A 22,786-nucleotide genomic window follows, 5' to 3' on the forward strand; every position below is an offset into this window, starting at 1 on the left:
GCGGTGTGATGTACTTTGGGGGGTTGCCCTCGCTGGGTTGGTTTTGTTTGCCCTGGGGGGGCGTGTTTTCGGGTCTTCGGGTCCGGGCGCCCCCCGCCGCCGTACCGGTGCGACAGTGGCGCGCGCACGTCGGCGTACCCGTCCAGTGCCCTCCTGTTCTGTCCTAAGGCAGCGGCAGGACGTGGCGCAGGGCCTCGACGGCGTCCGGGTCGCCGTCCACGGTGAGGTCGGTGCGGGCGCCGCGGCCGTAGACGAACAGGACCAGCTCACCCGGTTCGCCGGTGATCCGGACCGTCGGGGCGCCGGCCGGGCCGACCGTCAGCGACTGCCCGTCCGGGCGGTTCAGGTCGAGGCGTACGGGGGAGCGGCGGCCCGCCTCGAAGCGGGCGATCATCGGCAGCCGCCGCCACAGCGCCTCGGCCCGGCCGGGTGGCACCGGCCGGGCCGTCCAGTCCTCGCCGGCCCGGGCGACGTCCTCGGCGTGCACGAAGTACTCCACGGTGTTCGCCACCTCGTCCGCGCCGGGCAGCGCGAACAGCGACAACACCGGCGGCCCGGCCCGGAACAGTCGCACCAGCTCCTCGTACGGCCGCTGGGCGTAGCCGTCCTGCACCCGCTGGGTGTGGCCGGCCAGGGCGCCGACCCGGATCCCCGCCGCAGCGTCGGCCCGGCGCTCCCGGATCACCAGGTGGGCGGCCAGGTCCCGGGTGCTCCACCCGGCGCACAGCGTGGGCGCGTCCGGCCCGGCGTCGGTGAGCAGCTGGGCGAGGCGGTGGCGTTCGGCGAGCGCGTGATTCGACATGCCGCCAGCCTAGGGGTGCGGTCGAATGGTTGCCCTCGCCCGTGGGGATTCCCGATTGCGCGGCCGTCACGGGCTCCGTATCCTGCTGGGCAACGCGTCGACGGAGACGAGTAGCCAGGGATCACGTGAGCAGAGAGAGCCGCCGGAAGCTGGGAAGGCGGCCTCGCGCCCCGAGGTGAAGACCCTCCTGAGCGCGGGGAGGAACGACCCCCGTCCGGTGGTCCAATGCCCCGCCGGCCGGCCCCCGTCATCGGGCCCGAACGAGGCCGCCACTGTGTGGCGGCGAAAGTGCGGTGGTACCGCGAGTCACCCTTCTCGCCCGCACTCCCAAGGGATCATGACGATGTCCTCCGGAGGACCTCAATGATCCACAGCCGCGTCCGTGTCTCCGAGCTGCGAGAACACGTCGGTCGTACCGTCTCCGTCTGCGGGTGGGTGAACACCCTCCGCCTGCAGCGCACCATGCAGTTCGTCCTCGTCCGGGACGCCACCGGCCTGGTGCAGGTGACCCACAAGCGGGACGGCGGGCCGTTGGAGGCCCGCCTCGAAGCCCTCACCCCCGAGTCCGCCGTACGGATCACCGGGCGCGTCGTGGACGCGGCCCAGGTCAAACTCGGCGGTCTGGAGATCGTCCCCGAGGCCGTCGAGGTCCTCAACCCGGCCGCCACGCCGCTGCCGATCGACGAGCACACCGGCCTGGAACAGCGCCTCGACTGGCGCTTCCTGGACGTGCGCCGCCGCCCCGCCGCCCAACTGGTGTTCGCCGTGCAGACCACCCTGGAACAGGGCATGCGCGAGTACGCCCACGGGCAGGGCGCCACCGAGATGCACACCCCCAAACTCATGGGCACCGCCTCGGAGTCCGGCGCCGAGGTCTTCGAGGTCGGCTACTTCGGCCGCAGCGCCTACCTGGCGCAATCACCCCAGTTCTACAAGCAGATGGCGATCGCGGCCGGCGTCGACAAGGTCTTCGAGATCGGCCCCGTGTTCCGTGCCGAACCGTCCTTCACCTCCCGGCACGCCACCGAATTCACCGGCGTCGACGTGGAGTTGGCCTGGATCGACGGCGTCGAGGACGTGATGGCCTTCGAGGAGCGGATGCTCGCCCACGCCATCGCCAAGGTCGCCGACACCCACGGCGAGGCGATCGCCGAACACTTCGGCGTCGAGGTCACCGTCCCCACCACGCCCTTCCCCCGCATCACCATGGCCGAGGCGCAACGGATCCTGCGCGAGGGCGGCTGGGACCCGGAGGGAGTCAAGGACGACCTCGACCCGGAGGGCGAACGGGCCATCTCCGCCCACCTCAAGAAGGTCACCGGGCACGAGTTCGCCTTCATCACCCACTACCCGGTCGGCATCCGGCCCTTCTACCACATGCGGCCCGCCGACGACCCGAGCGTCACCCTGAGCTTCGACCTGCTCTGGAACGGCCTGGAGGTCACCACCGGCGCCCAGCGCGAACACCGCTACGACGTACTGCTGGAGCAGGCCGCCGAGAAGGGCATGAGCCCGGAGCCGATGCGGGACTACCTCAACACCTTCCGCTACGGCTGCCCCCCGCACGGCGGCCTCGGCATGGGCCTCGGCCGGATCCTGATGGTCCTGCTCGGGCTGCCCTCGATCCGCGAGGCCACCTTCCTCTTCCGCGGCCCCAACCGGCTCACCCCGTAGGGCGGTTGGGCGTCGTTCCACGGCACCTCGTCGCTGCACGGGAAGTCGGGTCGCTCGACTTCCCGTGCAGCGGGGGCCGGTGGGTGGGTCAGGGGTGGAGCTGGCCGGTGAGTTTGGGGCCGCCCTGTTTGTTGCTGGCGGTGAGGGTGCAGGTGTAGTCCCGCCAGCCCTGCTGGTAGTTGGCCATGGCGGGGCCGAACTGGCGGGGGTAGTAGGTCCTGCCGGCGGGTTGGTGGGACTTGGCGGTGGTTTCGGCGTCCTTGCAGCCGTCGCGCATGGCGAGGGCGATGGGGATCTCGCCGGTGAGGTTGTCGGGGAGTTTGAGGTCGGCGATGACCTCGCCGTCGTGGTCGCCGGTGCAGGGGCGCTGTTCGGCCTTGGTGATGACGGGGCTGAGCTGGGGGTGGTCGAAGCAGGTGCCGACCGGGAAGAAGGCGTACGGGGGTTGCGGCTTGCTGGGAGTGGGCGTGGGGGTCGGGCTCGGGGTGGGGGTGGCGCTGGGAGTGGGCGGGGGTGGGGCCGCGGCGGGCTCCCGGTCGTCCTCCGGCCAGAGCAGCACGGTGGCCACCACCGCGAGCAGTACGGCCAGGACGGCGGCGACGGTGATCACCAGGCTCCGGGGCGGACGGGTGGCGGCGGCGTCGGGCGGCTGCTGCTCGGAGGTCATGGCCCGAGGATGGCCCACCGGGGCCGTGCCCGGCAGGCGGTTGGCGGAAGTGGGCCCGAACGGGACGCCTGCGAACGGCCCGCGGGCCGTTCGCCCCCCGGACGGGCTGACACAATGGCCCCATGTCCACCACACCCGCCGCCCCCGGTACCACCTCCCTCGACGCGGCGATCGCCGCCCGTCTCAAGCGCACCGAGGACGGCCTGCTCCCGGCCATCGCGCAGCAGTACGACACCGGTGAGGTGCTCATGCTGGGCTGGATGGACGACGAGGCGCTGCACCGCACGCTCACCACCGGCCGCTGCACCTACTGGAGCCGCAGCCGCAACGAGTACTGGGTGAAGGGCGACACCTCCGGCCACGCGCAGGCGGTCAAGTCGGTGGCACTCGACTGCGACGGCGACACCCTGCTGGTGAAGGTCGACCAGACCGGTGCGGCCTGCCACACCGGCGACCGGACCTGTTTCGACGCCGACGTGCTGCTCCAGACCTCCTGACCCCACTTCCTGACCCCACCTCCTGACACCCCGTCCACCACCCCAGAAGGTGCCGCCCCGCATGGACCTCGAAGCCTTCCGCAAGCTCGCCGTCGACACCCGGGTCATCCCCGTCACCCGCAGGCTCCTCGCGGACGGCCTCACCCCGATCGGCCTGTACCGCAGCCTCGCCGAGGAGCGGCCCGGCACCTTCCTGCTGGAGTCCGCCGAGCAGGGCAGCTGGTCGCGCTACTCCTTCGTGGGCGTGCGCAGCGCCGCCGCGCTGACCGCCGGCCCGGACGGCCAGGCCCGCTGGCTGGGCACCCCGCCGGTGGGCATCCCGACCGGCGGCGACCCGCTGGAGGTGCTGCGCGCCGCCCTGGAGGCGCTGCACACCCCGCGGCACGCCGACGACGGCCTGCCGCCGCTGACCGGCGGCCTGGTCGGCTACCTGGGCTACGACATCGTCCGCCGGCTGGAGAAGCTGCCCGACCTCAACCCGGACGACCTCGGGCTGCCCGAGCTGACCATGCTGCTGGCCACGGACCTCGCCGTGCTCGACCACTCCGACGGCACGGTGCTGCTGATCGCCAACGCCGTCAACCACAACGACCTGGCCAGCGGCGTGGACGAGGCGTACGCGGACGCGGTGGCCCGGCTGGACGCGATGGAGGCCGGCCTGCTCAAGCCGGTCGACCCGGGCCTGGCGACGTTCACCCCGGTCGGACCCGGCGAGGTGCACTCGCCGTTCGGCGGGGCGCCGTACCGGGCCGCGGTGGAGGAGATCAAGGAGCGGATCCGGGCCGGCGAGGCCTTCCAGGTGGTGCCCTCGCAGCGCTTCGAGGCGCCCTGCCCGGCCTCCGCGCTGGACGTCTACCGGGTGCTGCGCACCACCAACCCCAGCCCGTACATGTACCTGTTCCGCTTCCCCGGCCCGGACGGCGGCGCCGAGGGCGGCTTCGACGTGGTCGGCTCCAGCCCGGAGGCACTGGTCAAGGTCACCGACGGCGAGGCGATGCTGCACCCGATCGCCGGCACCCGGCACCGCGGCGCCACACCGCACGAGGACGCGGCGCTGGCCGCCGAGCTGCTCGCCGACCCCAAGGAGCGGGCCGAGCACCTGATGCTGGTCGACCTGGGCCGCAACGACCTCGGGCGGGTCTGCGAGCCGGGCAGCGTCGAGGTGGTCGACTTCATGCAGATCGAGCGCTACAGCCACGTGATGCACATCGTCTCGACGGTGACCGGCAGGGTGGCCCCCGGGCGGAGCGCCTTCGACGTGCTGACCGCCTGCTTCCCGGCGGGCACTCTGTCCGGCGCGCCCAAGCCGCGGGCGATGCGGATCATCGAGGAGCTGGAGCCCACCCGGCGCGGCCTGTACGGCGGTTGCGTCGGCTACCTGGACTTCGCCGGGGCCTCGGACACCGCGATCGCGATCCGCACCGCGGTGCTGCGGGACGGCACCGCGTACGTGCAGGCGGGCGCCGGCGTGGTCGCCGACTCCGACCCGCACGGCGAGGACACCGAGTGCCGCAACAAGGCGGCCGCCGTGCTGCGGGCCGTCGCCACCGCCAATACGCTGCGGAGGCCGGAACTGTCCTGAGGCGTGAGGAGGCGGCCGGGATGCCCGAGGTGCCGTACGACGAGCTGCGCTGGGGGGTCGTGTTCGCCGCCGCCGTGCAGCTCAGGGACGAACTCGGGCGCCGGGGGCGGGTGTTGTCCCAGGTCATGATCGACTTCCCGGCCGCGCACGGGCCGCTCGCCCCGGACCTCGCGGTGCTCGCCCCGGGCGCCGTCCACCGCCCCCGGGGCCGGTACGCCGCCGCCGACGTCGAGGCGGTGCTGGAGGTGTCGCACCCGGGCCGCGACCACGCCTGGGCGCGGGCCTGCGCGGAGAGCGGCGTGCCGCTGTACGTGGTGGTCGACCCGGCGGCCGGCGCCTGCACCGTGCACACCGCGCCGTCCCCCGGCGGGGTCTACCGGGAGGCCGAGCGGGTGCCCTTCGGCAACGACCTGTTCCTGCCGCTGGGCGGGCGCACGGTGGTGCTGCGGACGGACGGGTTCCCCACCCCGGGTACGGCGTAGGGCGTGGCCCGGGGGATAGTGGACCGGTGACCGCTGCAGACCAGACCCCCGCCCCTGACGCTCCCGCGACGCCCAAGGCAGGCCGCCGCACCCTCGGCGTGATGCTGCTGCTGACCGTGCTGGGCGCGGTGCTGGTGCTGACCGCGGTCGGACGGGTCTGGGCCGAGGGCCGGGCCGGCACCCTGGACGTGTCCGTCACCGGCGGCAAGATCTCCGAACTGCCCGGCGGGCTGGCCCTGGTGGGCCTGGCCGCGGCCGTCGCGGTGTTCGCGGTGCGCGGCACCGGCCGGCTCGCGGTCGGCGCGCTGACCCTGCTGGCCGGGCTGGGCGCGGCCGCCGCCTCGGTGGCCGGGGCCTCCGACACCGCCGCCCTGGACTCCGCCGCCTCCGGCAAGCTGGCGCTGGCCGGCTCGACCGCCACCGAGGTCTCACACACCGCCTGGCCCTGGGTCGCCCTGGCCGGCGGGCTGCTGCTCGCCGTCGCCGGGCTGGTCACCCTGCGCTACGGCCGTGGCTGGCCGGCCATGGGCAGCCGCTACGAGGCGCCGACCCGCAAGGCCCCGGCGACCGCCGACACCCCCGGTGACCTGTGGAAGGCCCTGGACCGGGGCGAGGACCCGACGGCCGTCTGACGGCCTCGGGGGGTGCCGACCGGCGGGTGTGACGCGATAGACCCGCCACCCGCTTTGGGGCGTCCGTGTGTGGCCCGGCACAATGGGAACCGTCAACCCGCCGGCGGCCCCGCAGGCCCGGCCGGGCCCCGAGAGCCTAGGAGCACCATCGATGTCAGCAGCAGCACACGGCCACAACCCCGCCGCCTGGACCGGTGTCGTCATCTCCTTCGTCGGCTTCGGCATCGCGGGCGTCGCGATGATCCTGCCGTCCCCGCTGCTGGTCTGGGCCGGCCTGGCGGTCGTCCTGGTGGGTGGCATCGTCGGCAAGGCCATGTCGATGGCCGGCATGGGCAAGCAGGCGAGCACCAACGTCTACAAGTCGGCCGCCGAGCAGTCCGCGGCGCGCAAGGCGGCCATCGAGGCCCGCGAGGCCGTCGCCGCCTGACCGGCGCGGATTCGTACAACCGAACGGCGGGCGCGCCACGCCCGCCGTTTCGTGCTGTCCGGGCCCGGCACCGGCACAATCGGGGCGTGAACGCCGCCCCCACCGCCTCCGCCCCACCGCCCGTGCAGCGCCGGATGGGCCCGCCGCTGGCCGCGCTGGCGGCGGTGGTCGCCCCCGCCGGGTACGTCGCGGTGGTGGACCCGAACGCCCCCGGGCACTACCCCGACTGCCCCTTCCTGACCGCCACCGGTTGGTGGTGCCCCGGCTGCGGGGGCCTGCGCTGCGTCCACGCGCTGGCCCACGGGGACCTGACCGGCGCGCTGCACGACAACGCGGTGGCCGTCCTGCTGCTCGGCGTCCTGGCGCTGCTGTGGCTGCGCTGGGCCTGGGCCGCGCTGACCGGCGGGCCGCCGGTCCGGGTGTCGGTGGGGGGCCGCCGCTGGGCGCTGATCGCCCTGCTGGTGCTGGTGTTCGCGGTGGTGCGCAACCTGCCGGTGGGGGCCGGGCTGGCGCCGCCGCTGGTCTGAGCGGCCCCGGTCGGTGCGGAGTTCGGGCCGCCCCGCCGGTGGAGAGCCGGTGAAACCGCAGTTGAGAGCCGTCGTACGGCGTCCCGTTCCGCGAGACGCGGACCGGGCGGATGCGCCGGGCCCACCCGGGTGCCGATACCATCGAAGGGCCGACGGGCCCCCGCCCGCTCGGCTCGCGCTGGCGAACCAGCAGGACTGATGGGGGCTCCTGAGTGAGTGTGCTCGACTCGATCATCGAAGGGGTCCGTGAGGACCTCGCCGAGCGGCAGGCCCGGGTCTCCCTTGACGAACTCAAGGCGCTCGCGGCCAAGGCCCCGGAGGCCAAGGACGGCGTCGCCGCCCTCAAGGGCGACGGGGTCCGGGTGATCTGTGAGGTGAAGCGCTCCAGCCCGTCCAAGGGCGCGCTGGCCTCGATCGCCGACCCGGCGGCCCTGGCCCGCGACTACGCGGCCGGCGGTGCCGCCGCGATCAGCGTGCTGACCGAGCAGCGCCGCTTCGGCGGATCGCTCGCCGACCTGGACGCCGTCCGCGCCGAGGTGGACACCCCGCTGCTGCGCAAGGACTTCATCGTCACCGCCTACCAGCTGTGGGAGGCCCGCGCCCACGGCGCCGACCTCGCGCTGCTGATCGTCGCCGCCCTCGACCAGCCGGCCCTGGTGTCGCTGATCGAGCGCGCCGAGTCGATCGGCCTCACCCCGCTGGTCGAGGTGCACGACGAGGAGGAGATCAAGCGCGCGGTGGACGCCGGGGCGCGGATCATCGGCGTCAACGCCCGCAACCTGAAGACCCTCGAAGTGGACCGCAACACCTTCGGGAACGTCGCCCACGCCATCCCGGACAGCATCGTCAAGATCGCCGAATCCGGTGTGCGCGGCCCGCTCGATGTGATCAACTACGCCAACCTGGGCGCCGACGCGGTGCTGGTCGGCGAGTCGCTGGTGACCGGCAAGGACCCGCGGGCCGCCGTCGCCGACCTGGTCGCGGCCGGGGCCCACCCCGCCCTCCGGCACAAGGACTGACACCGCCCCGATGAAGATCGCCACCCGACTCGCCCCCGGCTGCCGCCCGCGCGGCTGCCGCGCGCCCGCACGCCGGGTGCTGGGGCGTCGGGTGCGGTACGTGATCGGCTGCGAGCCCGGGCAGGTCCCGGGGCGGCGATGGCGCGTGACCCACGGCTGAATCCGAATCCAGCCGACCAGAGCGGCTGGATCCGGGATCCGGCCGATCGGACGTCACTGTCATCCATCTCCGTCCAAGGGAAACCACCATGTCCGAGAAGGACTACCTGCCCGGCGCCCAGGTGCCGGACGCGCGCGGCTACTTCGGCGCGTACGGCGGCCGCTTCATCCCCGAGGCGCTGGTCGCCGCGGTCGAACAGGTCGCCGAGGAGTACGAGAAGGCCAAGGCCGACCCGGCCTTCACCGCCGAGCTCGACGGGCTGCTCAAGGACTACACCGGGCGCCCGAGCCCGCTGACCGACGTGCACCGCTTCTCCGCCGAGGCGGGCGGGGCGCGGATCCTGCTCAAGCGCGAGGACCTCAACCACACCGGCTCGCACAAGATCAACAACGTGCTGGGCCAGGCGCTGCTCACCCGGCGGATGGGCAAGACCCGGATCATCGCCGAGACCGGCGCCGGGCAGCACGGAGTGGCCACCGCCACCGCCTGCGCCCTGTTCGGCTTCGACTGCACCATCTACATGGGCGAGGTCGACACCGAGCGCCAGGCGCTCAACGTCGCCCGGATGCGGATGCTCGGGGCCGAGGTCATCGCGGTCAAGTCCGGGTCGCGGACGCTCAAGGACGCGATCAACGAGGCCTTCCGCGACTGGGTCGCCAACGTCGACTCCACCCACTACCTGTTCGGGACGGTCGCCGGGCCGCACCCCTTCCCGATGATGGTCCGGGACTTCCACCGGGTGATCGGCGTCGAAGCCCGCCAGCAGGTGCTCGACCGGACCGGGCGGCTGCCGGACGCCGTCGTGGCGTGCGTGGGCGGCGGTTCCAACGCGATGGGCATCTTCCACGAGTTCATCCCGGACGCCGGTGTGCGGCTGATCGGCTGCGAGGCGGCGGGGGAGGGGGTCGAGACCCCCCGGCACGCGGCCACGCTGACCAAGGGGGACCCCGGGGTGCTGCACGGGTCCCGGACGTACGTCCTCCAGGACGAGGACGGGCAGACCATCGAGTCGCACTCGATCTCGGCGGGGCTGGACTACCCGGGGGTCGGGCCGGAGCACGCCTGGCTGAAGGACAGCGGGCGGGCCGAGTACCGGCCGGTGACCGACGACGCGGCCATGCAGGCGCTGCGGCTGCTGTCGCGCACCGAGGGGATCATCCCGGCGATCGAGAGCGCCCACGCGCTCGCCGGGGCGCTGGAGCTGGGCCGCGAGCTCGGGCCGGAGGCGACCATCCTGGTCTCGCTCTCCGGGCGCGGCGACAAGGACATGCACACCGCGGCCCAGTACTTCGGGCTCTACGATTCGCCGGCCGGCGGCGCGGCCGAGGGGGGTAAGTGATCATGGCTTCGAAGCTGAGTGCCGTGCTGGCGGGTGCCAAGGCCGAGGGGCGGGCGGCGTTGATCGGCTACCTGCCGGCCGGGTTCCCCTCGGTGGACGGCGGGATCCGGGCGGTCAACGCGCTGATCGAGGGCGGGTGCGACGTCGTCGAGATCGGGCTGCCGCACTCCGACCCGGTCCTCGACGGGGCCGTGATCCAGACCGCGGACGACATCGCGCTGCGGGGCGGGGTGCGGATCAAGGACGTGCTGCGGACCGTCCAGGAGGTCGCCGCCGCCAACCCCGGGACGGCGGTGCTGGTGATGACCTACTGGAACCCGGTCGACCGGTACGGGGTGGCCCGCTTCGCGGCCGACCTGGCGGCGGCGGGCGGGGCGGGGTGCATCCTGCCGGACCTGCCGGTGGAGGAGTCCGCGGAGTGGCGCAAGGCGGCGGACGCGCACGGGCTGGACACCGTGTTCGTGGTCGCGCCGAGCAGCAAGGACGCGCGGCTGGCGGAGGTCACGGCGGCGGGGAGCGGGTTCGTGTACGCGGCCGCGGTGATGGGGGTGACCGGGACCCGGTCGGCGGTCGGGTCGCTGGCCGAGGACCTGGTGGCTCGGACCCGGGCCACGACGGACCTGCCGGTGTGTGTCGGGCTCGGGGTCTCCGATGCGGAGCAGGCGGCGGAGGTCGCCCGGTTCGCGGACGGGGTGATCGTGGGGTCGGCCTTCGTGAAGCGGATCCTCTCCGAGGGGGATGACGAGGGGGCTGCGTTGGATGCGGTGCGAGGGCTGGCGGGGGAGTTGGCGGCTGGGGTTCGTAGGCGCTGACGTCTAGGTGGATGGCTGACGGCCCGTTGCCCCTCGGGGGGTGGCGGGCCGTTGGGTTGTTGGGGGGGGCGCTGCGGGGGGCTGTTGTTGGGGGGGCTTTCGGGAGGGTGGGTGGTGGCGGGGGCGGTTCCGGGGGTGGGCGCTCCGGGGGCTGGGTGATTTTCGGACCGCCGACCCTCGTGGTGGGGGGCCGGGCGCCGTTGGCGGTCTGAAAATCACCCGTCACGCCCCTCTCCGCACCCACCCCCTCCACCGCCCCCTTCCGCAGCGCGTCCCTCTCGCCTGGTCGGGTGGGAGGGGGTGGGGAGGGGTGCAGGTGGGGTGTAGGGGTGGGTGGGGTGCGGGGGGTGAGTGGGGGCGTCAGCGTGGGGGCGGCCCCGAACGGGTGAACAGCGGCGGCGACACGCATCAGGCGGGGTTGACCGGCGTTGAGTGGAGGGACGAGTGCACGAACCACGTGTACGGGGGTTGCCGAGCTAGCGAAGGGGTGAGCCGGTGGCTGGTCTGCATCGGGCCGTGCTGCTGCGGGCGGCGGCGGCTGCGCTGGCCCTGGGGGCGGCGGTCGGGGCGCATACGGAGGTGGGGCAGGCGTTGGCCAAGCGGGGGGCCGAGCGGGCGGAGCGGGATGCGGTGGCCTGTGCGGAGGCGGCGCGGTGGGATGCGGCGGAGCGGGCGACCCGGGGGCCGCGGGAGGGGCGGCCGGAGGTGTTCGATCCGGGCCGGGTGCCGGGGTGCCGGTGACGGAGGGGTGTTCGAGGGAATCGGACGGAACGTCACTCGTCCGGCTTAATTCGTGAATCCGGAGGAACCGGGGGTCATCCCCTACGGTTCGTCAGGAAGTGAATGAGTTTCCCGAGGGGGGTTCCCTGATGGCCGGGCCGGCAGTGCAGTCCGCTGGCGCCGCGCCCGCGCCGCGGCGGGTGCCGGTCTGGAGCGAATGGGTCGGTACTGCCGCGCGGCTCGGTCTGGCGGTGGTCTGGGGGTGGGCCGGGCTGGCGAAGATCGCCGATCCGGCGGAGGCCGCGCAGGCGGTCCGGGCGTACGAGATCCTGCCCGAGGGCCTGGTCAAGCCGATCGGCTACGGGCTGCCGTTCCTGGAGCTGGCGCTCGCCCTGCTGTTGGTGATCGGTCTCGGTGTCCGGCTGGTCGCCGGGGTGTCGGCGCTGCTGTTGCTCACCTTCATCGCCGGGATCGGCTCGGCCTGGGCGCGGGGCATCTCGATCGACTGCGGCTGCTTCGGCGGTGGCGGGCACGTCGACGCCTCGCAGACCGAGTACCTGCAGGAGATCCTGCGCGACACCGGGTTCCTGTTGCTGGCCGGGTGGCTGCTGTGGCGGCCGCGCACCCGGCTCTCGGCGGACGGCTGGCTGGCGAGCTGACCGCCACATCCCCTTTCCCGCACCTGACGAAGGCCCCCCGACCGTGGATGTCAAGGCAATGAGCGAGAAGAACCGAGAAGGCAAGCGCACCGCCCGTGAGCGGATGCTGGAGCAGCGGGCGTCCGAGGAGGCGACCTCCCGGCGCAGGAAGAAGCTGATCGCCGGCGGGGCCGTGCTCGCGGTGATCGCCGCCGCCGTGGTCACCGGCGTGGTGGTGCAGAACCAGCGCTCCAAGCCGGAGACCCCGACCGCCGCCCCGGCCGGGACGATCGGTGACAAGAACCTGGTGGTGCCGGTCGGTGCGAGCAACGCGCCGTCGGTGCTCACGGTGTACGAGGACCCGCGGTGCCCGGCCTGCGGGATCTTCGAGCGGGAGTTCTCGTCGACCGTCGATCAGCTGGAGGACGCCGGGAAGATCTACACGAACGCCCATGTGGTGTCGTTCATCGACCGGGCGGTGCCGGGCAAGGGGTCGAAGAACGGGGCCAACGCCCTGGCCTGCGCCCAGGACGCCGGGCACTTCCGGGACTTCCACGACGTGCTGTACCGGAACCAGCCGGACGAGACGAACGACGCCTTCGGCAACAAGGCCGTGCTGCTGAACCTGGCGAAGCAGGTGAACGGGCTGGACACGCCGGAGTTCCAGGCGTGCGTCAACGACAACAAGTACGGCGGGTGGGTGTCCGCGGTGCAGCAGGACTTCGACAAGTCCAGCTACAAGTCGACGCCGACGGTGCTGCTCAACGGCAAGCCGATCTACCCGAAGAACGGCGACGAGGAGATCACCCCGGCGAACCTGGTGAAGTGGGTGGACGCCGCCAACCAGGGCAAGCAGTTGGGTACGGCGGGTTCGAACGGGCAGAGCCCGGCGCCCACCGCCGCCGCTTCGGAGGCCAACAACCCTTCGCCGACTGCCGGCTGAGACGGGTCCAACGCCGCCGTCCCCTCCCGGTCGGGAGGGGACGGCGGCGTTCTTGTTCGGTTTCTGTGACCCCGGGGGTGCCCGATGGGGACGTCGGACCCTGTAGCGTCGGAACCGCCATGGATATCGCCTACATTCCCAGCCCGTCGCGGGGCGTCCTGTACCTCGGACCGATCCCGCTGCGCGCCTACGCCTTCTGCATCATCCTCGGGGTCGTCGCGGCCGTCTGGCTCGGCAGCAAGCGCTGGGTCGCCCGGGGCGGTGCCAAGCACACCGTCGGTGACATCGCCGTCTGGGCCGTGCCCTTCGGCCTGGTCGGCGGCCGGCTCTACCACGTGGTCACCGACCACCAGCTGTACTTCGGCGAGGGGAAGAACCCCTGGAACGCCTTCAAGATCTGGGAGGGCGGCCTCGGGATCTGGGGCGCGGTCGCGCTGGGCGCGGTCGGCGCCTGGATCGGCTGCCGCCGCCGGGGCGTGCCGCTGCCCGCGTACGCGGACGCCATCGCGCCGGGCATCGTGCTCGCGCAGGCGATGGGCCGCTGGGGCAACTACTTCAACCAGGAGCTGTACGGGCGGGCCACCACGCTGCCGTGGGGCCTGGAGATCCACAAGACGATGCCCGACGGCCAGGTCGTGAGCGGGGTCTTCCACCCGACCTTCCTGTACGAGTCGATCTGGGACGTCGGTGTCGCGCTGCTGGTGATCTGGGCGGACCGGCGCTGGAAGCTGGGGCACGGCCGGGCCTTCGCGCTGTACGTGGCCGCGTACACGGTGGGCCGGTTCTGGACCGAGTGGCTGCGGATCGACGAGGCGCACGTCTACTTCGGCCTGCGGCTGAACGACTGGACGTCGATCGTGGTGTTCATCGGTGCCGTGGTGTACCTGGTGGTCGTGGGGAAGAAGCGGCCGGGCCGCGAGGACCCGGCGAGCATCGACCCGGAGACGTACGTCGGGGTGGTCGGGGGCGCGGACTGGGCCGCGGACGGGGAGAAGGCCGGGGCCGAGAAGCCGAGCGAGACGGTGGACGGCGAGAAGGCGTCCCGGATCGTGGACGGCGACGCGGCGCCGGAGTCGGCCGCGGTGGCGGAGAACACCGGCAAGGACGCCAAGAACCCGATCTGAGCAGGCACGTTCGCTGACTGAGGCTGCCCTTCGCGAGAGCTGCGAAGGGCAGCCTCAGCATCGTTCGGGAAGCCTTACTTTGCTGGAAATGCCCAGGTCAAGGCGGCTACGGTCAGGGCGACGAACGAAAGACGGAGGGGAACGACCGTGACTGCGAGCACCCTGGAAGCCGAGCCCGCCCAGCACCCGCGGATACCCGCGGCCGACCACCACCGGGACGTCAACGGCGGCTGGCTGCGGCCCGCGGTGTTCGGCGCGGTGGACGGCCTGGTGTCCAACTTCGCGCTGATGACCGGGGTGGTCGGCGGCGCGGCGTCCAACGGCACCGTGATCCTGACCGGGCTGGCGGGCCTGGCGGCCGGGGCCTGTTCGATGGCGGCGGGGGAGTACACCTCGGTGGCCTCGCAGCGGGAGCTGGTGCAGGCCGAGATCGAGGCCGAGCGGCTGGAGCTGAGCCGCAACCCGCAGGGCGAGCTGGCCGAGCTGGCGCAGCTGTACGTCTCGCGCGGGGTGGAGCCGGAACTGGCCCACGAGGTGGCCCGGCAGCTGTCCCGCGATCCGGAGCTGGCCCTGGAGATCCACGCCCGGGAGGAGCTGGGGATCGACCCCACGGACCTGCCCTCGCCGCTGGTCGCGGCCGGCTCGTCCTTCCTGTGCTTCGCGCTCGGCGCGCTGCTGCCGCTGCTGCCGTACCTGCTGGGGGCGACCTCGCTGCTGCCCGCGCTGCTGCTGGCGGCGGTCGGGCTGTTCGGCTGCGGCGCGGTGGTGGCCCGGGTGACGGAGCGCAGCTGGTGGTTCAGCGGGCTGCGGCAGCTGGTGCTGGGCGGGGCCGCGGCCGGGGTGACGTACCTGCTGGGATGGCTGATCGGCGGGCACGTGGGCTAGGGCCGGACACGCCCTTGTTCCGGGCCGATGGCGCTGCATGACTATGCCGGGCAATGCGTGACGTTTCACACATGGACGTCGCGGGTTGCCCGGCATCGTCTCATCATCCGGGCCTCGGAGCCGCGGATTCGCATCCGATGGCGGGGTTCTCGGGATGGAATCCCAGGCGTCCATGATCGGCTTGTGTGGCGATCCGGTTTCGCCTCTGTTTCAGGCCGAGGGTCGTTGGGCACAATCGTCTGAGCGTGCACTGTGGCACGCCCTCTCTCCCAACCCCCTGACCTGCGTGTCCGTCCGCCATGTGGACGGGATATTCCGCTTCTCGGGATCCTGGGCATCATGTAACTTGCACGAAACCGCACCATCGCATCAGGGCCAACGTCGTCCCTACTTGCACCAACTTGCCGAAAGACGACGACGGGAGAGCCGATGCTGTCTGCATCCATGCACTCCGCCAACGAGCCTCAGGCCGGCGCCGCCCGCCAGCCGTACGCGCTCGTGCCGGATGCGCGACCTGCTGCTCAGGGCCTGTACGACCCGCGAAACGAGCACGACGCCTGTGGCGTCGGTTTCGTCGCCACGCTGACCGGCATCGCCGACCACACGATCGTCGAGCAGGCGCTGACCGTCCTGCGCAACCTGGAGCACCGCGGCGCCACCGGCGCCGAGCCGGACTCCGGTGACGGCGCGGGCATCCTCACCCAGGTCCCGGACGCCTTCCTGCGCGGCAAGGTCGACTTCGAGCTCCCGGCCGCCGGGGCCTACGCGGTGGGCATCGCCTTCCTGCCGGACGAGGACGCCGACGCTGCCGCCGCCGTCGCCCGGATCGAGGCGATCGCGGCGGAGGAGGACCTGACCGTCCTGGGCTGGCGCGACGTGCCCGTCACCCCGGACCTGCTGGGCTCCACCGCCCGCAGCGTGATGCCGCGGTTCCGGCAGGTGTTTCTCGCATCAGCGCCTGTCGGACAGAGCCTGAGCCGGGAAGGGCTGGCCGGGATCGAGCTGGACCGGGTCGCCTTCGTGGTCCGCAAGCGGGCCGAGCGCGAGGCCGGCGTCTACTTCCCGTCGCTGTCCGCCCGCACCATCGTCTACAAGGGCATGCTGACCACCGGGCAGCTGGAGCCGTTCTTCCCCGACCTGTCGGACCGCAGCTACACGTCCGCCGTCGGCCTGGTGCACTCGCGGTTCTCCACCAACACCTTCCCGAGCTGGCCGCTCGCCCACCCGTACCGCTTCGTCGCGCACAACGGTGAGATCAACACCGTCAAGGGCAACCGGAACTGGATGCGGGCCCGGGAGTCGCAGCTGGCGACCGACCTGATCCCCGGCGACCTCAGCCGGATCTTCCCGATCTGCACGCCGGACCACTCCGACTCGGCCTCCTTCGACGAGGTCCTGGAGCTGCTCCACCTCGGCGGCCGCTCGCTGCCGCACTCGGTGCTGATGATGATCCCGGAGGCCTGGGAGAACCACGCCACCATGGACCCGGCCCGGCGGGCGTTCTACCAGTACCACTCCAACCTGATGGAGCCCTGGGACGGCCCGGCCTGCGTCACCTTCACCGACGGCACCCAGATCGGGGCCGTGCTCGACCGCAACGGCCTGCGCCCGGCCCGCTACTGGATCACCGAGGACGGCCTGGTCGTCCTCTCCTCCGAGGTCGGCGTGCTCGACATCGACCAGGAGAAGGTCGTCCGGAAGGGCCGTCTCCAGCCCGGCCGGATGTTCCTGGTGGACACCGTCCAGGGCCGGATCGTCGAGGACGAGGAGATCAAGTCCGCCCTCGCCGCCGAGCACCCCTACGGGGAGTGGGTCGCCGCCGGGCAGATCCAGCTCGCCAAGCTGCCCGAGCGCGAGCACATCGCCCACACCCACGCCTCCGTCACCCGCCGCCAGCAGACCTTCGGCTACACCGAGGAGGAGCTGCGCGTCATCCTGGCGCCGATGGCCAGGACCGGCGGCGAGGCGCTCGGCTCGATGGGCACCGACTCGCCGATCGCGGCGCTGAGCGAGAAGCCGCGGCTGCTCTTCGACTACTTCGTGCAGCTCTTCGCGCAGGTCACCAACCCGCCGCTGGACGCCATCCGCGAGGAGCTCGTCACCTCGCTGCTGTCCAACCTCGGCCCCGAGGGCAACCTGCTGGTCGCCGAGTCCGCCTCATGCCGCTCGGTCGGGATCACCTTCCCGGTGATCGACAACGACGAACTGGCCAAGCTGGTCCACGTCAACGCCGACGGCGACCAGCCCGGGCTGAAGGCCGTCACGCTGTCCGGCCTGTACAAGGTCGCGAGCGGCGGCGAGGGGCTGGCCGCGCGGCTCGCCGAGATCGCCGCCGAGGCGGACGCCGCGATCGCCGACGGCGCGCGGATCATCGTGCTGTCCGACCGGCACTCCGACGCCGAGCACGCGCCGATCCCCTCGCTGCTGCTCACCTCGGCCATCCACCACCACCTGATCCGCACCAAGCAGCGCACCCAGGTGTCGCTGCTGGTCGAGGCCGGCGACGTGCGCGAGGTTCACCACGTCGCGCTGCTGATCGGCTACGGCGCCGGGGCGGTCAACCCGTACCTGGCGATGGAGTCGGTGGAGGACCTGGTCGCCCAGAATGTCTTCATCCAGGGCGTCGAGCCCGAGAAGGCGATCAAGAACCTGATCAAGGCGCTCGGCAAGGGCGTGCTCAAGGTGATGTCCAAGATGGGCATCTCCACCGTCGCCTCCTACCGCGGCGCCCAGGTCTTCGAGGCCATCGGCCTCTCGCAGGACCTGGTCGACGGCTACTTCGCCGGCACCACCACCAAGCTCGGCGGGATCGGGCTGGAGGAGATCGCCCGCGAAACCGCCGCCCGGCACGCCAAGGCGTACCCGGCCTCCGGCATCCCGGCCGCGCACCGCGCGCTGGACATCGGCGGCGAGTACCAGTGGCGCCGCGAGGGCGAGCCCCACCTGTTCGACCCGGACACGGTCTTCCGGCTCCAGCACTCCACCCGCAACCGCCGGTACGACATCTTCAAGCAGTACACGGACCGGGTGAACGAGCAGTCCGAGCGGCTGATGACGCTGCGCGGCCTGTTCCAGCTGGACGGCCTCGGCCGGGAGCCGATCCCGGTGGAGGAGGTCGAGCCGGTCTCCGAGATCGTCAAGCGCTTCTCGACGGGTGCCATGTCGTACGGCTCCATCTCGATGGAGGCGCACGAGACCCTCGCCATCGCGATGAACCGCCTCGGCGGCAAGTCCAACACCGGTGAGGGCGGCGAGGACCCGGAGCGCCTGTACGACCCCGAGCGCCGCTCGGCGATCAAGCAGGTCGCCTCCGGCCGGTTCGGCGTGACCTCCGAGTACCTGGTCAACGCCGACGACATCCAGATCAAGATGGCCCAGGGCGCCAAGCCCGGCGAGGGCGGCCAGCTGCCCGGCCACAAGGTCTACCCGTGGGTCGCCCGGACCCGGCACTCCACCCCGGGCGTCGGCCTGATCTCTCCGCCGCCGCACCACGACATCTACTCGATCGAGGACCTCGCCCAGCTGATCCACGACCTCAAGAACGCCAACCCGGCCGCCCGCATCCACGTGAAGCTGGTGTCCGAGGTGGGCGTGGGCACGGTCGCGGCGGGTGTCTCCAAGGCGCACGCCGACGTGGTGCTGGTCTCCGGGCACGACGGCGGTACCGGTGCCTCGCCGCTGACCTCGCTCAAGCACGCCGGTGGGCCCTGGGAGTTGGGGCTCGCCGAGACCCAGCAGACCCTGCTGCTCAACGGGCTGCGGGACCGGATCGTGGTCCAGACCGACGGCCAGCTGAAGACCGGCCGCGACGTGGTCATCGCCGCGCTGCTCGGCGCCGAGGAGTTCGGCTTCGCGACGGCCCCGCTGGTGGTCTCCGGCTGCATCATGATGCGGGTCTGCCACCTGGACACCTGCCCGGTCGGCGTCGCCACCCAGAACCCGGTGCTGCGCGAGCGCTTCTCCGGCAAGCCCGAATTCGTGGTCAACTTCTTCGAGTTCATCGCCGAGGAGGTCCGGGAGATCCTGGCCTCGCTGGGCTTCCGCTCGATCGAGGAGGCCGTCGGCCGCGCCGAGCACATCAACGCCCAGACCGCGATCGACCACTGGAAGGCCGCCGGGCTCGACCTGGCCCCGCTGTTCCACGTGCCGGAGCTGCCCGAGGGCGCCGCCCGGCACCGCACCACCGACCAGGACCACGCGCTGGACAAGGCCCTCGACAACCAGCTGATCACGCTGGCCGAGGACGCCCTGGAGCGCGGCGAGACCGTCCGGATCCAGCTGCCGATCCGCAACGTCAACCGTACGGTCGGCACCATGCTCGGCCACGAGGTGACCAAGCGGTACCGCGGCGAGGGCCTGCCGGAGGGGACCATCGACGTCACCTTCACCGGCTCGGCCGGGCAGTCCTTCGGGGCCTTCGTGCCCAAGGGGGTCACCCTGCGCCTGGAGGGCGACGCCAACGACTACGTGGGCAAGGGGCTTTCCGGCGGCGTGATCGTCGTCCGCCCGGCCCGCGAGGCGGCGGCCATCGGCAACGACGCCCAGAACCACGTGATCGCCGGCAACACCATCGGCTACGGCGCCACCTCCGGCCGGATCCACCTGCGCGGCAAGGCCGGTGAGCGCTTCGCCGTCCGCAACTCCGGCGCCACCCTCGTCGTCGAGGGCGTCGGCGACCACGGCCTGGAGTACATGACCGGCGGCCGGGTCGTCATCCTCGGCGAGACCGGACGCAACCTCGCGGCCGGCATGTCCGGCGGCATCGCGTACGTCCTGGACCTGCGCCCCGCGAACGTCAACGACGGCCTGGTGGGCATCGAGGCCCCCACCGCCGCGGACCGCGACTGGCTGCGCGAGACCGTGCAGCAGCACTACGAGGAGACCGGCTCCACGGTGGCCGCCGAGCTCCTGGCCGACTGGGGCGGCGGGGTCTCCCGCTTCTCCAAGATCATGCCGACCGACTACAAGGCAGTGCTCGCCGCCAAGGACGCCGCTGAGCGCGATGGCCTCTCCGAGGCCGAGACCACTCGCAAGATGATGGAGGCGGCTAATGGCTGACCCCAAGGGCTTCCTGACCACGCCCAAGCAGCTGGCGGAGCGCCGCCCGGTCGACGTCCGGATCAGGGACTGGAACGAGGTCTACGTCGAGCGCAGCCTCCTGCCGATCATCACCAAGCAGGCCGGCCGCTGCATGGACTGCGGCATCCCGTTCTGCCACAACGGCTGCCCGCTCGGGAACCTCATCCCCGAGTGGAACGACCTCGCCTACCGGGACGACTTCACCGGCGCGATCGAGCGGCTGCACGCGACCAACAACTTCCCGGAGTTCACCGGCCGGCTGTGCCCGGCCCCGTGCGAGTCCGCGTGCGTCCTGGGGATCAACCAGGACGCGGTGACCATCAAGAACGTCGAGGTCACCATCATCGACAAGGCCTGGGACCGCGGCGGGGTCACCCCGCAGGTCCCGGAGCGGCTCTCCGGCAAGACCGTCGCCGTGGTCGGCTCCGGCCCGGCCGGCCTGGCCGTCGCCCAGCAGCTCACCCGGGCCGGGCACACCGTGGTGGTGTACGAGCGCGCCGACCGCATCGGCGGACTGCTGCGCTACGGCATCCCCGAGTTCAAGATGGAGAAGCGCCACATCAACCGCCGCATCGAGCAGATGCGGGCCGAGGGCACCCGGTTCCGCACCGGCGTGCACGTCGGCGAGGACATCACCGGCCAGCAGCTGCGCGAGCGCTTCGACGCCGTCGTGGTCGCCGCCGGCGCCACCACGGCCCGCGACCTGCCGGTGCCCGGGCGCGAGCTCAAGGGCGTCCACCAGGCCATGGAGTACCTGCCGCTGGCCAACAAGGTGCAGGAGGGCGACCTCGTCGACTCCCCGGTCAGCGCCAAGGGCAAGCACGTGGTCGTCATCGGCGGCGGCGACACCGGCGCGGACTGCGTCGGCACCGCCCACCGCCAGGGCGCCCTCTCCGTCACCCAGCTGGAGATCATGCCTCGCCCCGGCGAGGAGCGGCCCGGGCACCAGCCCTGGCCCACCATGCCGATGACCTACAAGGTCACCTCCGCGCACGAGGAGGGCGGCGAGCGGATCTACTCCGTGAACACCACCCACTTCACCGGCGACGAGGACGGCAACGTCCAGGAACTGCACCTGGTCGAGGTCGAGTTCAAGGACGGCCGGTTCGAGCCCGTCCCGGGCACCGAGCGCGCCCTCCCGGCCCAGCTGGTCACCCTGGCCATGGGCTTCACCGGGACGGACGTGCGGAACGGGCTGGTCGAGCAGCTGGGAGTGGACCTCGACGCGCGCGGTAACATTGCCCGCGACGGCCGGTTCGCCACCAATGTCGATGGCGTGTACGTCTGCGGAGACGCCGGCCGAGGCCAGTCGCTGATCGTCTGGGCCATCGCGGAAGGCCGTTCGGCCGCCGCCGCGGTGGACACGTACCTGGGCGGCAAGACCCCGCTTCCCGCCCCGATCCGGCCCACGGACCGCCCCCTGGTGGTCTGACGGGCCCTGACGGTCCGACCGGCCCCCCCGAACCCCCGGCGCCGCATCGCCGGGAGCTCAACCCGCTGCCCCCGCCAGCGTCGCCGGGCCAACGCGGTCTCCTGGCGCCTGCCCTCTTCCCCGACCAGTTGGAGGGCGGGCGCCGTCGCGTTTCCGGACGGCGTCTCGAGGGGTGTCCCGGCGGCGTTCCCAGGTGGTTCTCACCTGGCGCCCCACCCGCCCCTCAGGTCCCTGCGGCCAGGGCCCTCACCTGCCTCTTACCGGCGCTCCTACCTGCGGTTCCGTCCGTGCGCCGAAGGTCCGCTCACAGCGTTCTCCCAGGCTTCGCCCCCCGGCCGGAATCGTCCCGGGACGGGCTGTTGTTCGTCGGTGCCAGGTGGCAGACTGCGGCCGACGGCCGGGGGGCTGCGCGAGTGCGGAGGGTGACTTCGATGGGCACGACTCAGGCAGGCGGGGGTGCCACCGTACGGCGCCTGCTGCTCGGCAGCCAGCTGCGCAAGCTCCGTGAGGCCAGAGGTGTCAGCCGCGAGGAGGCCGGGTACTCGATCCGCGCCTCCGAGTCCAAGATCAGCCGGATGGAACTCGGCCGGGTCGGCTTCAAGGAACGCGACGTCGCCGACCTGCTCACCCTGTACGGCGTCGACGCCGAGCAGGAGCGGGCCAACGTCCTCGGCCTCGTCCGGGAGGCCAACGCCACCTCCTGGTGGCACGACTACGGCGACGTGCTGCCCGCCTGGTTCCAGAACTACCTCGGGCTGGAGGAGGCCGCCGCCGAGATCCGCAGCTACGAGGTCCAGTTCGTCCACGGGCTGCTGCAGACCGCCGACTACGCCCGCGCCGTGATCACCGCCGGCGGCCACGTCGTCGAGGACAGCGAGATCGAACGCCGGGTGGAGGTGCGGCGCACCCGCCAGGACCTGCTCACCGCCGACCACCCGCCGCAGCTGCTCGCCGTCCTCGACGAGGCCGCGCTGCGCCGCCCCTGGGGCGGGCCCGAGCTGATGCGCGGCCAGCTCGACCGGCTGCTCGAACTCTCCGAACTTCCCAACGTACGGCTGCAGGTACGGCCGCTCGGCGGCGCCGCGCTCGGCGCCGAGAGCGGCGCGTTCAGCGTGCTGGGCTTCGCCGAGGCCGAACTCGCCGACGTCGTCTACCTGGAGCTGTTCACCACCGCGCTCTACGTGGACAAGCCCGCCGAGGTCGCCTCGTACCGGCAGGCGATGGACGGGCTGATCGCCGAGAGCCTCGGACTCGAACAGACCCGCGATCTTCTGCGCTCGGTACGCCAAGAGCTCTGACACATCAGTACGATGAGCTCCCATCAGGTCGGGCACGAGAGGGATCA

At 72.3% G+C, this 22,786-nt stretch carries 20 protein-coding genes; 18 read left to right on the forward strand and 2 right to left on the reverse strand.

What is annotated here, in order from left to right; all coding sequences use genetic code 11:
* Positions 1-163 precede the first annotated feature (163 nt).
* The gene (locus ACFWIS_RS04780) at positions 164-802 is read right to left on the reverse strand and encodes a TIGR03085 family metal-binding protein (protein WP_380461685.1); all 639 of its coding nucleotides are present in this window, start codon (positions 800-802) and stop codon (positions 164-166) included.
* 363 nt (positions 803-1,165) lie between these two features.
* Here ACFWIS_RS04780 and aspS point away from each other — a divergent pair, with 363 nt between their 5' ends.
* Positions 1,166-2,476 (forward strand): aspartate--tRNA(Asn) ligase, encoded by a 1,311-nt coding sequence (gene aspS / locus ACFWIS_RS04785; protein ID WP_380461684.1) that lies wholly within the window; start codon positions 1,166-1,168, stop codon positions 2,474-2,476.
* A gap of 88 nt (positions 2,477-2,564) precedes the next feature.
* Here aspS and ACFWIS_RS04790 read toward each other — a convergent pair whose 3' ends face one another.
* Positions 2,565-3,143 (reverse strand): hypothetical protein, encoded by a 579-nt coding sequence (locus ACFWIS_RS04790; RefSeq protein ID WP_380461683.1) that lies wholly within the window; start codon positions 3,141-3,143, stop codon positions 2,565-2,567.
* A 122-nt stretch (positions 3,144-3,265) separates the two neighbouring features.
* Here ACFWIS_RS04790 and hisI point away from each other — a divergent pair, with 122 nt between their 5' ends.
* The 17 genes from hisI (at position 3,266) to ACFWIS_RS04875 (ending at position 22,739) form a co-directional block, all read left to right on the forward strand.
* Positions 3,266-3,640 carry a phosphoribosyl-AMP cyclohydrolase gene (hisI, locus tag ACFWIS_RS04795; RefSeq protein ID WP_380461682.1) on the forward strand — a complete coding sequence of 125 codons (375 nt, stop codon included), beginning with the start codon at positions 3,266-3,268 and terminating at the stop codon, positions 3,638-3,640.
* A gap of 61 nt (positions 3,641-3,701) precedes the next feature.
* Complete coding sequence (locus tag ACFWIS_RS04800; RefSeq protein ID WP_380461681.1) at positions 3,702-5,222, forward strand: anthranilate synthase component I; 1,521 nt, start codon at positions 3,702-3,704, stop codon at positions 5,220-5,222.
* 20 nt (positions 5,223-5,242) lie between these two features.
* On the forward strand, positions 5,243-5,704 hold the full coding sequence (locus tag ACFWIS_RS04805; protein WP_380461680.1) for a Uma2 family endonuclease: 462 nt from the start codon (positions 5,243-5,245) through the stop codon (positions 5,702-5,704).
* A gap of 26 nt (positions 5,705-5,730) precedes the next feature.
* A complete protein-coding gene (locus ACFWIS_RS04810; protein ID WP_380461679.1) occupies positions 5,731-6,336 on the forward strand; it encodes a TIGR02234 family membrane protein in 606 nt (201 codons plus the stop codon).
* 151 nt (positions 6,337-6,487) lie between these two features.
* Positions 6,488-6,763, forward strand: coding sequence for an HGxxPAAW family protein (locus tag ACFWIS_RS04815; protein WP_380461678.1), 276 nt, complete (start codon positions 6,488-6,490; stop codon positions 6,761-6,763).
* Positions 6,764-6,849: 86 nt separating this feature from the next.
* Entirely contained in the window at positions 6,850-7,290 is a 441-nt protein-coding gene (locus ACFWIS_RS04820) for a DUF2752 domain-containing protein (RefSeq protein ID WP_380461677.1), read from the forward strand.
* Positions 7,291-7,502: 212 nt separating this feature from the next.
* The gene (trpC, locus tag ACFWIS_RS04825; RefSeq protein WP_380461676.1) at positions 7,503-8,309 is read left to right on the forward strand and encodes an indole-3-glycerol phosphate synthase TrpC; all 807 of its coding nucleotides are present in this window, start codon (positions 7,503-7,505) and stop codon (positions 8,307-8,309) included.
* Between the two features lie 10 nt (positions 8,310-8,319).
* Complete coding sequence (gene trpM, locus ACFWIS_RS04830) at positions 8,320-8,469, forward strand: tryptophan biosynthesis modulator TrpM (RefSeq protein WP_167395798.1); 150 nt, start codon at positions 8,320-8,322, stop codon at positions 8,467-8,469.
* A gap of 88 nt (positions 8,470-8,557) precedes the next feature.
* Positions 8,558-9,808, forward strand: coding sequence for a tryptophan synthase subunit beta (gene trpB / locus ACFWIS_RS04835; RefSeq protein ID WP_380461675.1), 1,251 nt, complete (start codon positions 8,558-8,560; stop codon positions 9,806-9,808).
* Positions 9,809-9,810: 2 nt separating this feature from the next.
* The gene (trpA, locus tag ACFWIS_RS04840; RefSeq protein ID WP_380461674.1) at positions 9,811-10,620 is read left to right on the forward strand and encodes a tryptophan synthase subunit alpha; all 810 of its coding nucleotides are present in this window, start codon (positions 9,811-9,813) and stop codon (positions 10,618-10,620) included.
* A gap of 869 nt (positions 10,621-11,489) precedes the next feature.
* Entirely contained in the window at positions 11,490-11,999 is a 510-nt protein-coding gene (locus ACFWIS_RS04845; RefSeq protein WP_380451874.1) for a MauE/DoxX family redox-associated membrane protein, read from the forward strand.
* A 58-nt stretch (positions 12,000-12,057) separates the two neighbouring features.
* Complete coding sequence (locus ACFWIS_RS04850; protein WP_380451872.1) at positions 12,058-12,921, forward strand: DsbA family protein; 864 nt, start codon at positions 12,058-12,060, stop codon at positions 12,919-12,921.
* A 119-nt stretch (positions 12,922-13,040) separates the two neighbouring features.
* Positions 13,041-14,045: a prolipoprotein diacylglyceryl transferase gene (gene lgt, locus ACFWIS_RS04855; RefSeq protein WP_380451870.1), complete on the forward strand. Its 1,005-nt coding sequence runs from the start codon at positions 13,041-13,043 to the stop codon at positions 14,043-14,045.
* Between the two features lie 162 nt (positions 14,046-14,207).
* Positions 14,208-14,930: a VIT1/CCC1 transporter family protein gene (locus ACFWIS_RS04860; RefSeq protein ID WP_380451893.1), complete on the forward strand. Its 723-nt coding sequence runs from the start codon at positions 14,208-14,210 to the stop codon at positions 14,928-14,930.
* Between the two features lie 444 nt (positions 14,931-15,374).
* Entirely contained in the window at positions 15,375-19,988 is a 4,614-nt protein-coding gene (gene gltB / locus ACFWIS_RS04865) for a glutamate synthase large subunit (protein WP_380451891.1), read from the forward strand.
* Positions 19,981-21,441, forward strand: a complete 1,461-nt coding sequence (locus tag ACFWIS_RS04870; RefSeq protein WP_380451868.1) for a glutamate synthase subunit beta — start codon at positions 19,981-19,983, stop codon at positions 21,439-21,441. Before gltB ends, ACFWIS_RS04870 begins: the two co-directional genes overlap by 8 nt.
* Before the next feature lie 431 nt (positions 21,442-21,872).
* Positions 21,873-22,739, forward strand: a complete 867-nt coding sequence (locus tag ACFWIS_RS04875) for a helix-turn-helix domain-containing protein (protein ID WP_380451866.1) — start codon at positions 21,873-21,875, stop codon at positions 22,737-22,739.
* Positions 22,740-22,786: the final 47 nt, after the last annotated feature.

Origin of the sequence: Kitasatospora sp. NPDC127060, assembly GCF_042724935.1 — a bacterium.
Classification (GTDB): Bacteria; Actinomycetota; Actinomycetes; order Streptomycetales; family Streptomycetaceae; genus Kitasatospora.

Excerpts from the sequence above, each read along its gene's own strand:
- ACFWIS_RS04780 (WP_380461685.1), bottom strand. The coding sequence starts at position 802 with ATGTCGAATCACGCGCTCGCCGAACGCCACCGCCTCGCCCAGCTGCTC.
- aspS (WP_380461684.1), top strand. The coding sequence starts at position 1,166 with ATGATCCACAGCCGCGTCCGTGTCTCCGAGCTGCGAGAACACGTCGGT.
- ACFWIS_RS04790 (WP_380461683.1), bottom strand. The coding sequence starts at position 3,143 with ATGACCTCCGAGCAGCAGCCGCCCGACGCCGCCGCCACCCGTCCGCCC.
- hisI (WP_380461682.1), top strand. The coding sequence starts at position 3,266 with ATGTCCACCACACCCGCCGCCCCCGGTACCACCTCCCTCGACGCGGCG.
- ACFWIS_RS04800 (WP_380461681.1), top strand. The coding sequence starts at position 3,702 with ATGGACCTCGAAGCCTTCCGCAAGCTCGCCGTCGACACCCGGGTCATC.
- ACFWIS_RS04805 (WP_380461680.1), top strand. The coding sequence starts at position 5,243 with ATGCCCGAGGTGCCGTACGACGAGCTGCGCTGGGGGGTCGTGTTCGCC.
- ACFWIS_RS04815 (WP_380461678.1), top strand. The coding sequence starts at position 6,488 with ATGTCAGCAGCAGCACACGGCCACAACCCCGCCGCCTGGACCGGTGTC.
- trpM (WP_167395798.1), top strand. The coding sequence starts at position 8,320 with ATGAAGATCGCCACCCGACTCGCCCCCGGCTGCCGCCCGCGCGGCTGC.
- trpB (WP_380461675.1), top strand. The coding sequence starts at position 8,558 with ATGTCCGAGAAGGACTACCTGCCCGGCGCCCAGGTGCCGGACGCGCGC.
- trpA (WP_380461674.1), top strand. The coding sequence starts at position 9,811 with ATGGCTTCGAAGCTGAGTGCCGTGCTGGCGGGTGCCAAGGCCGAGGGG.
- ACFWIS_RS04845 (WP_380451874.1), top strand. The coding sequence starts at position 11,490 with ATGGCCGGGCCGGCAGTGCAGTCCGCTGGCGCCGCGCCCGCGCCGCGG.
- ACFWIS_RS04850 (WP_380451872.1), top strand. The coding sequence starts at position 12,058 with ATGAGCGAGAAGAACCGAGAAGGCAAGCGCACCGCCCGTGAGCGGATG.
- lgt (WP_380451870.1), top strand. The coding sequence starts at position 13,041 with ATGGATATCGCCTACATTCCCAGCCCGTCGCGGGGCGTCCTGTACCTC.
- gltB (WP_380451891.1), top strand. The coding sequence starts at position 15,375 with ATGCACTCCGCCAACGAGCCTCAGGCCGGCGCCGCCCGCCAGCCGTAC.
- ACFWIS_RS04870 (WP_380451868.1), top strand. The coding sequence starts at position 19,981 with ATGGCTGACCCCAAGGGCTTCCTGACCACGCCCAAGCAGCTGGCGGAG.
- ACFWIS_RS04875 (WP_380451866.1), top strand. The coding sequence starts at position 21,873 with ATGGGCACGACTCAGGCAGGCGGGGGTGCCACCGTACGGCGCCTGCTG.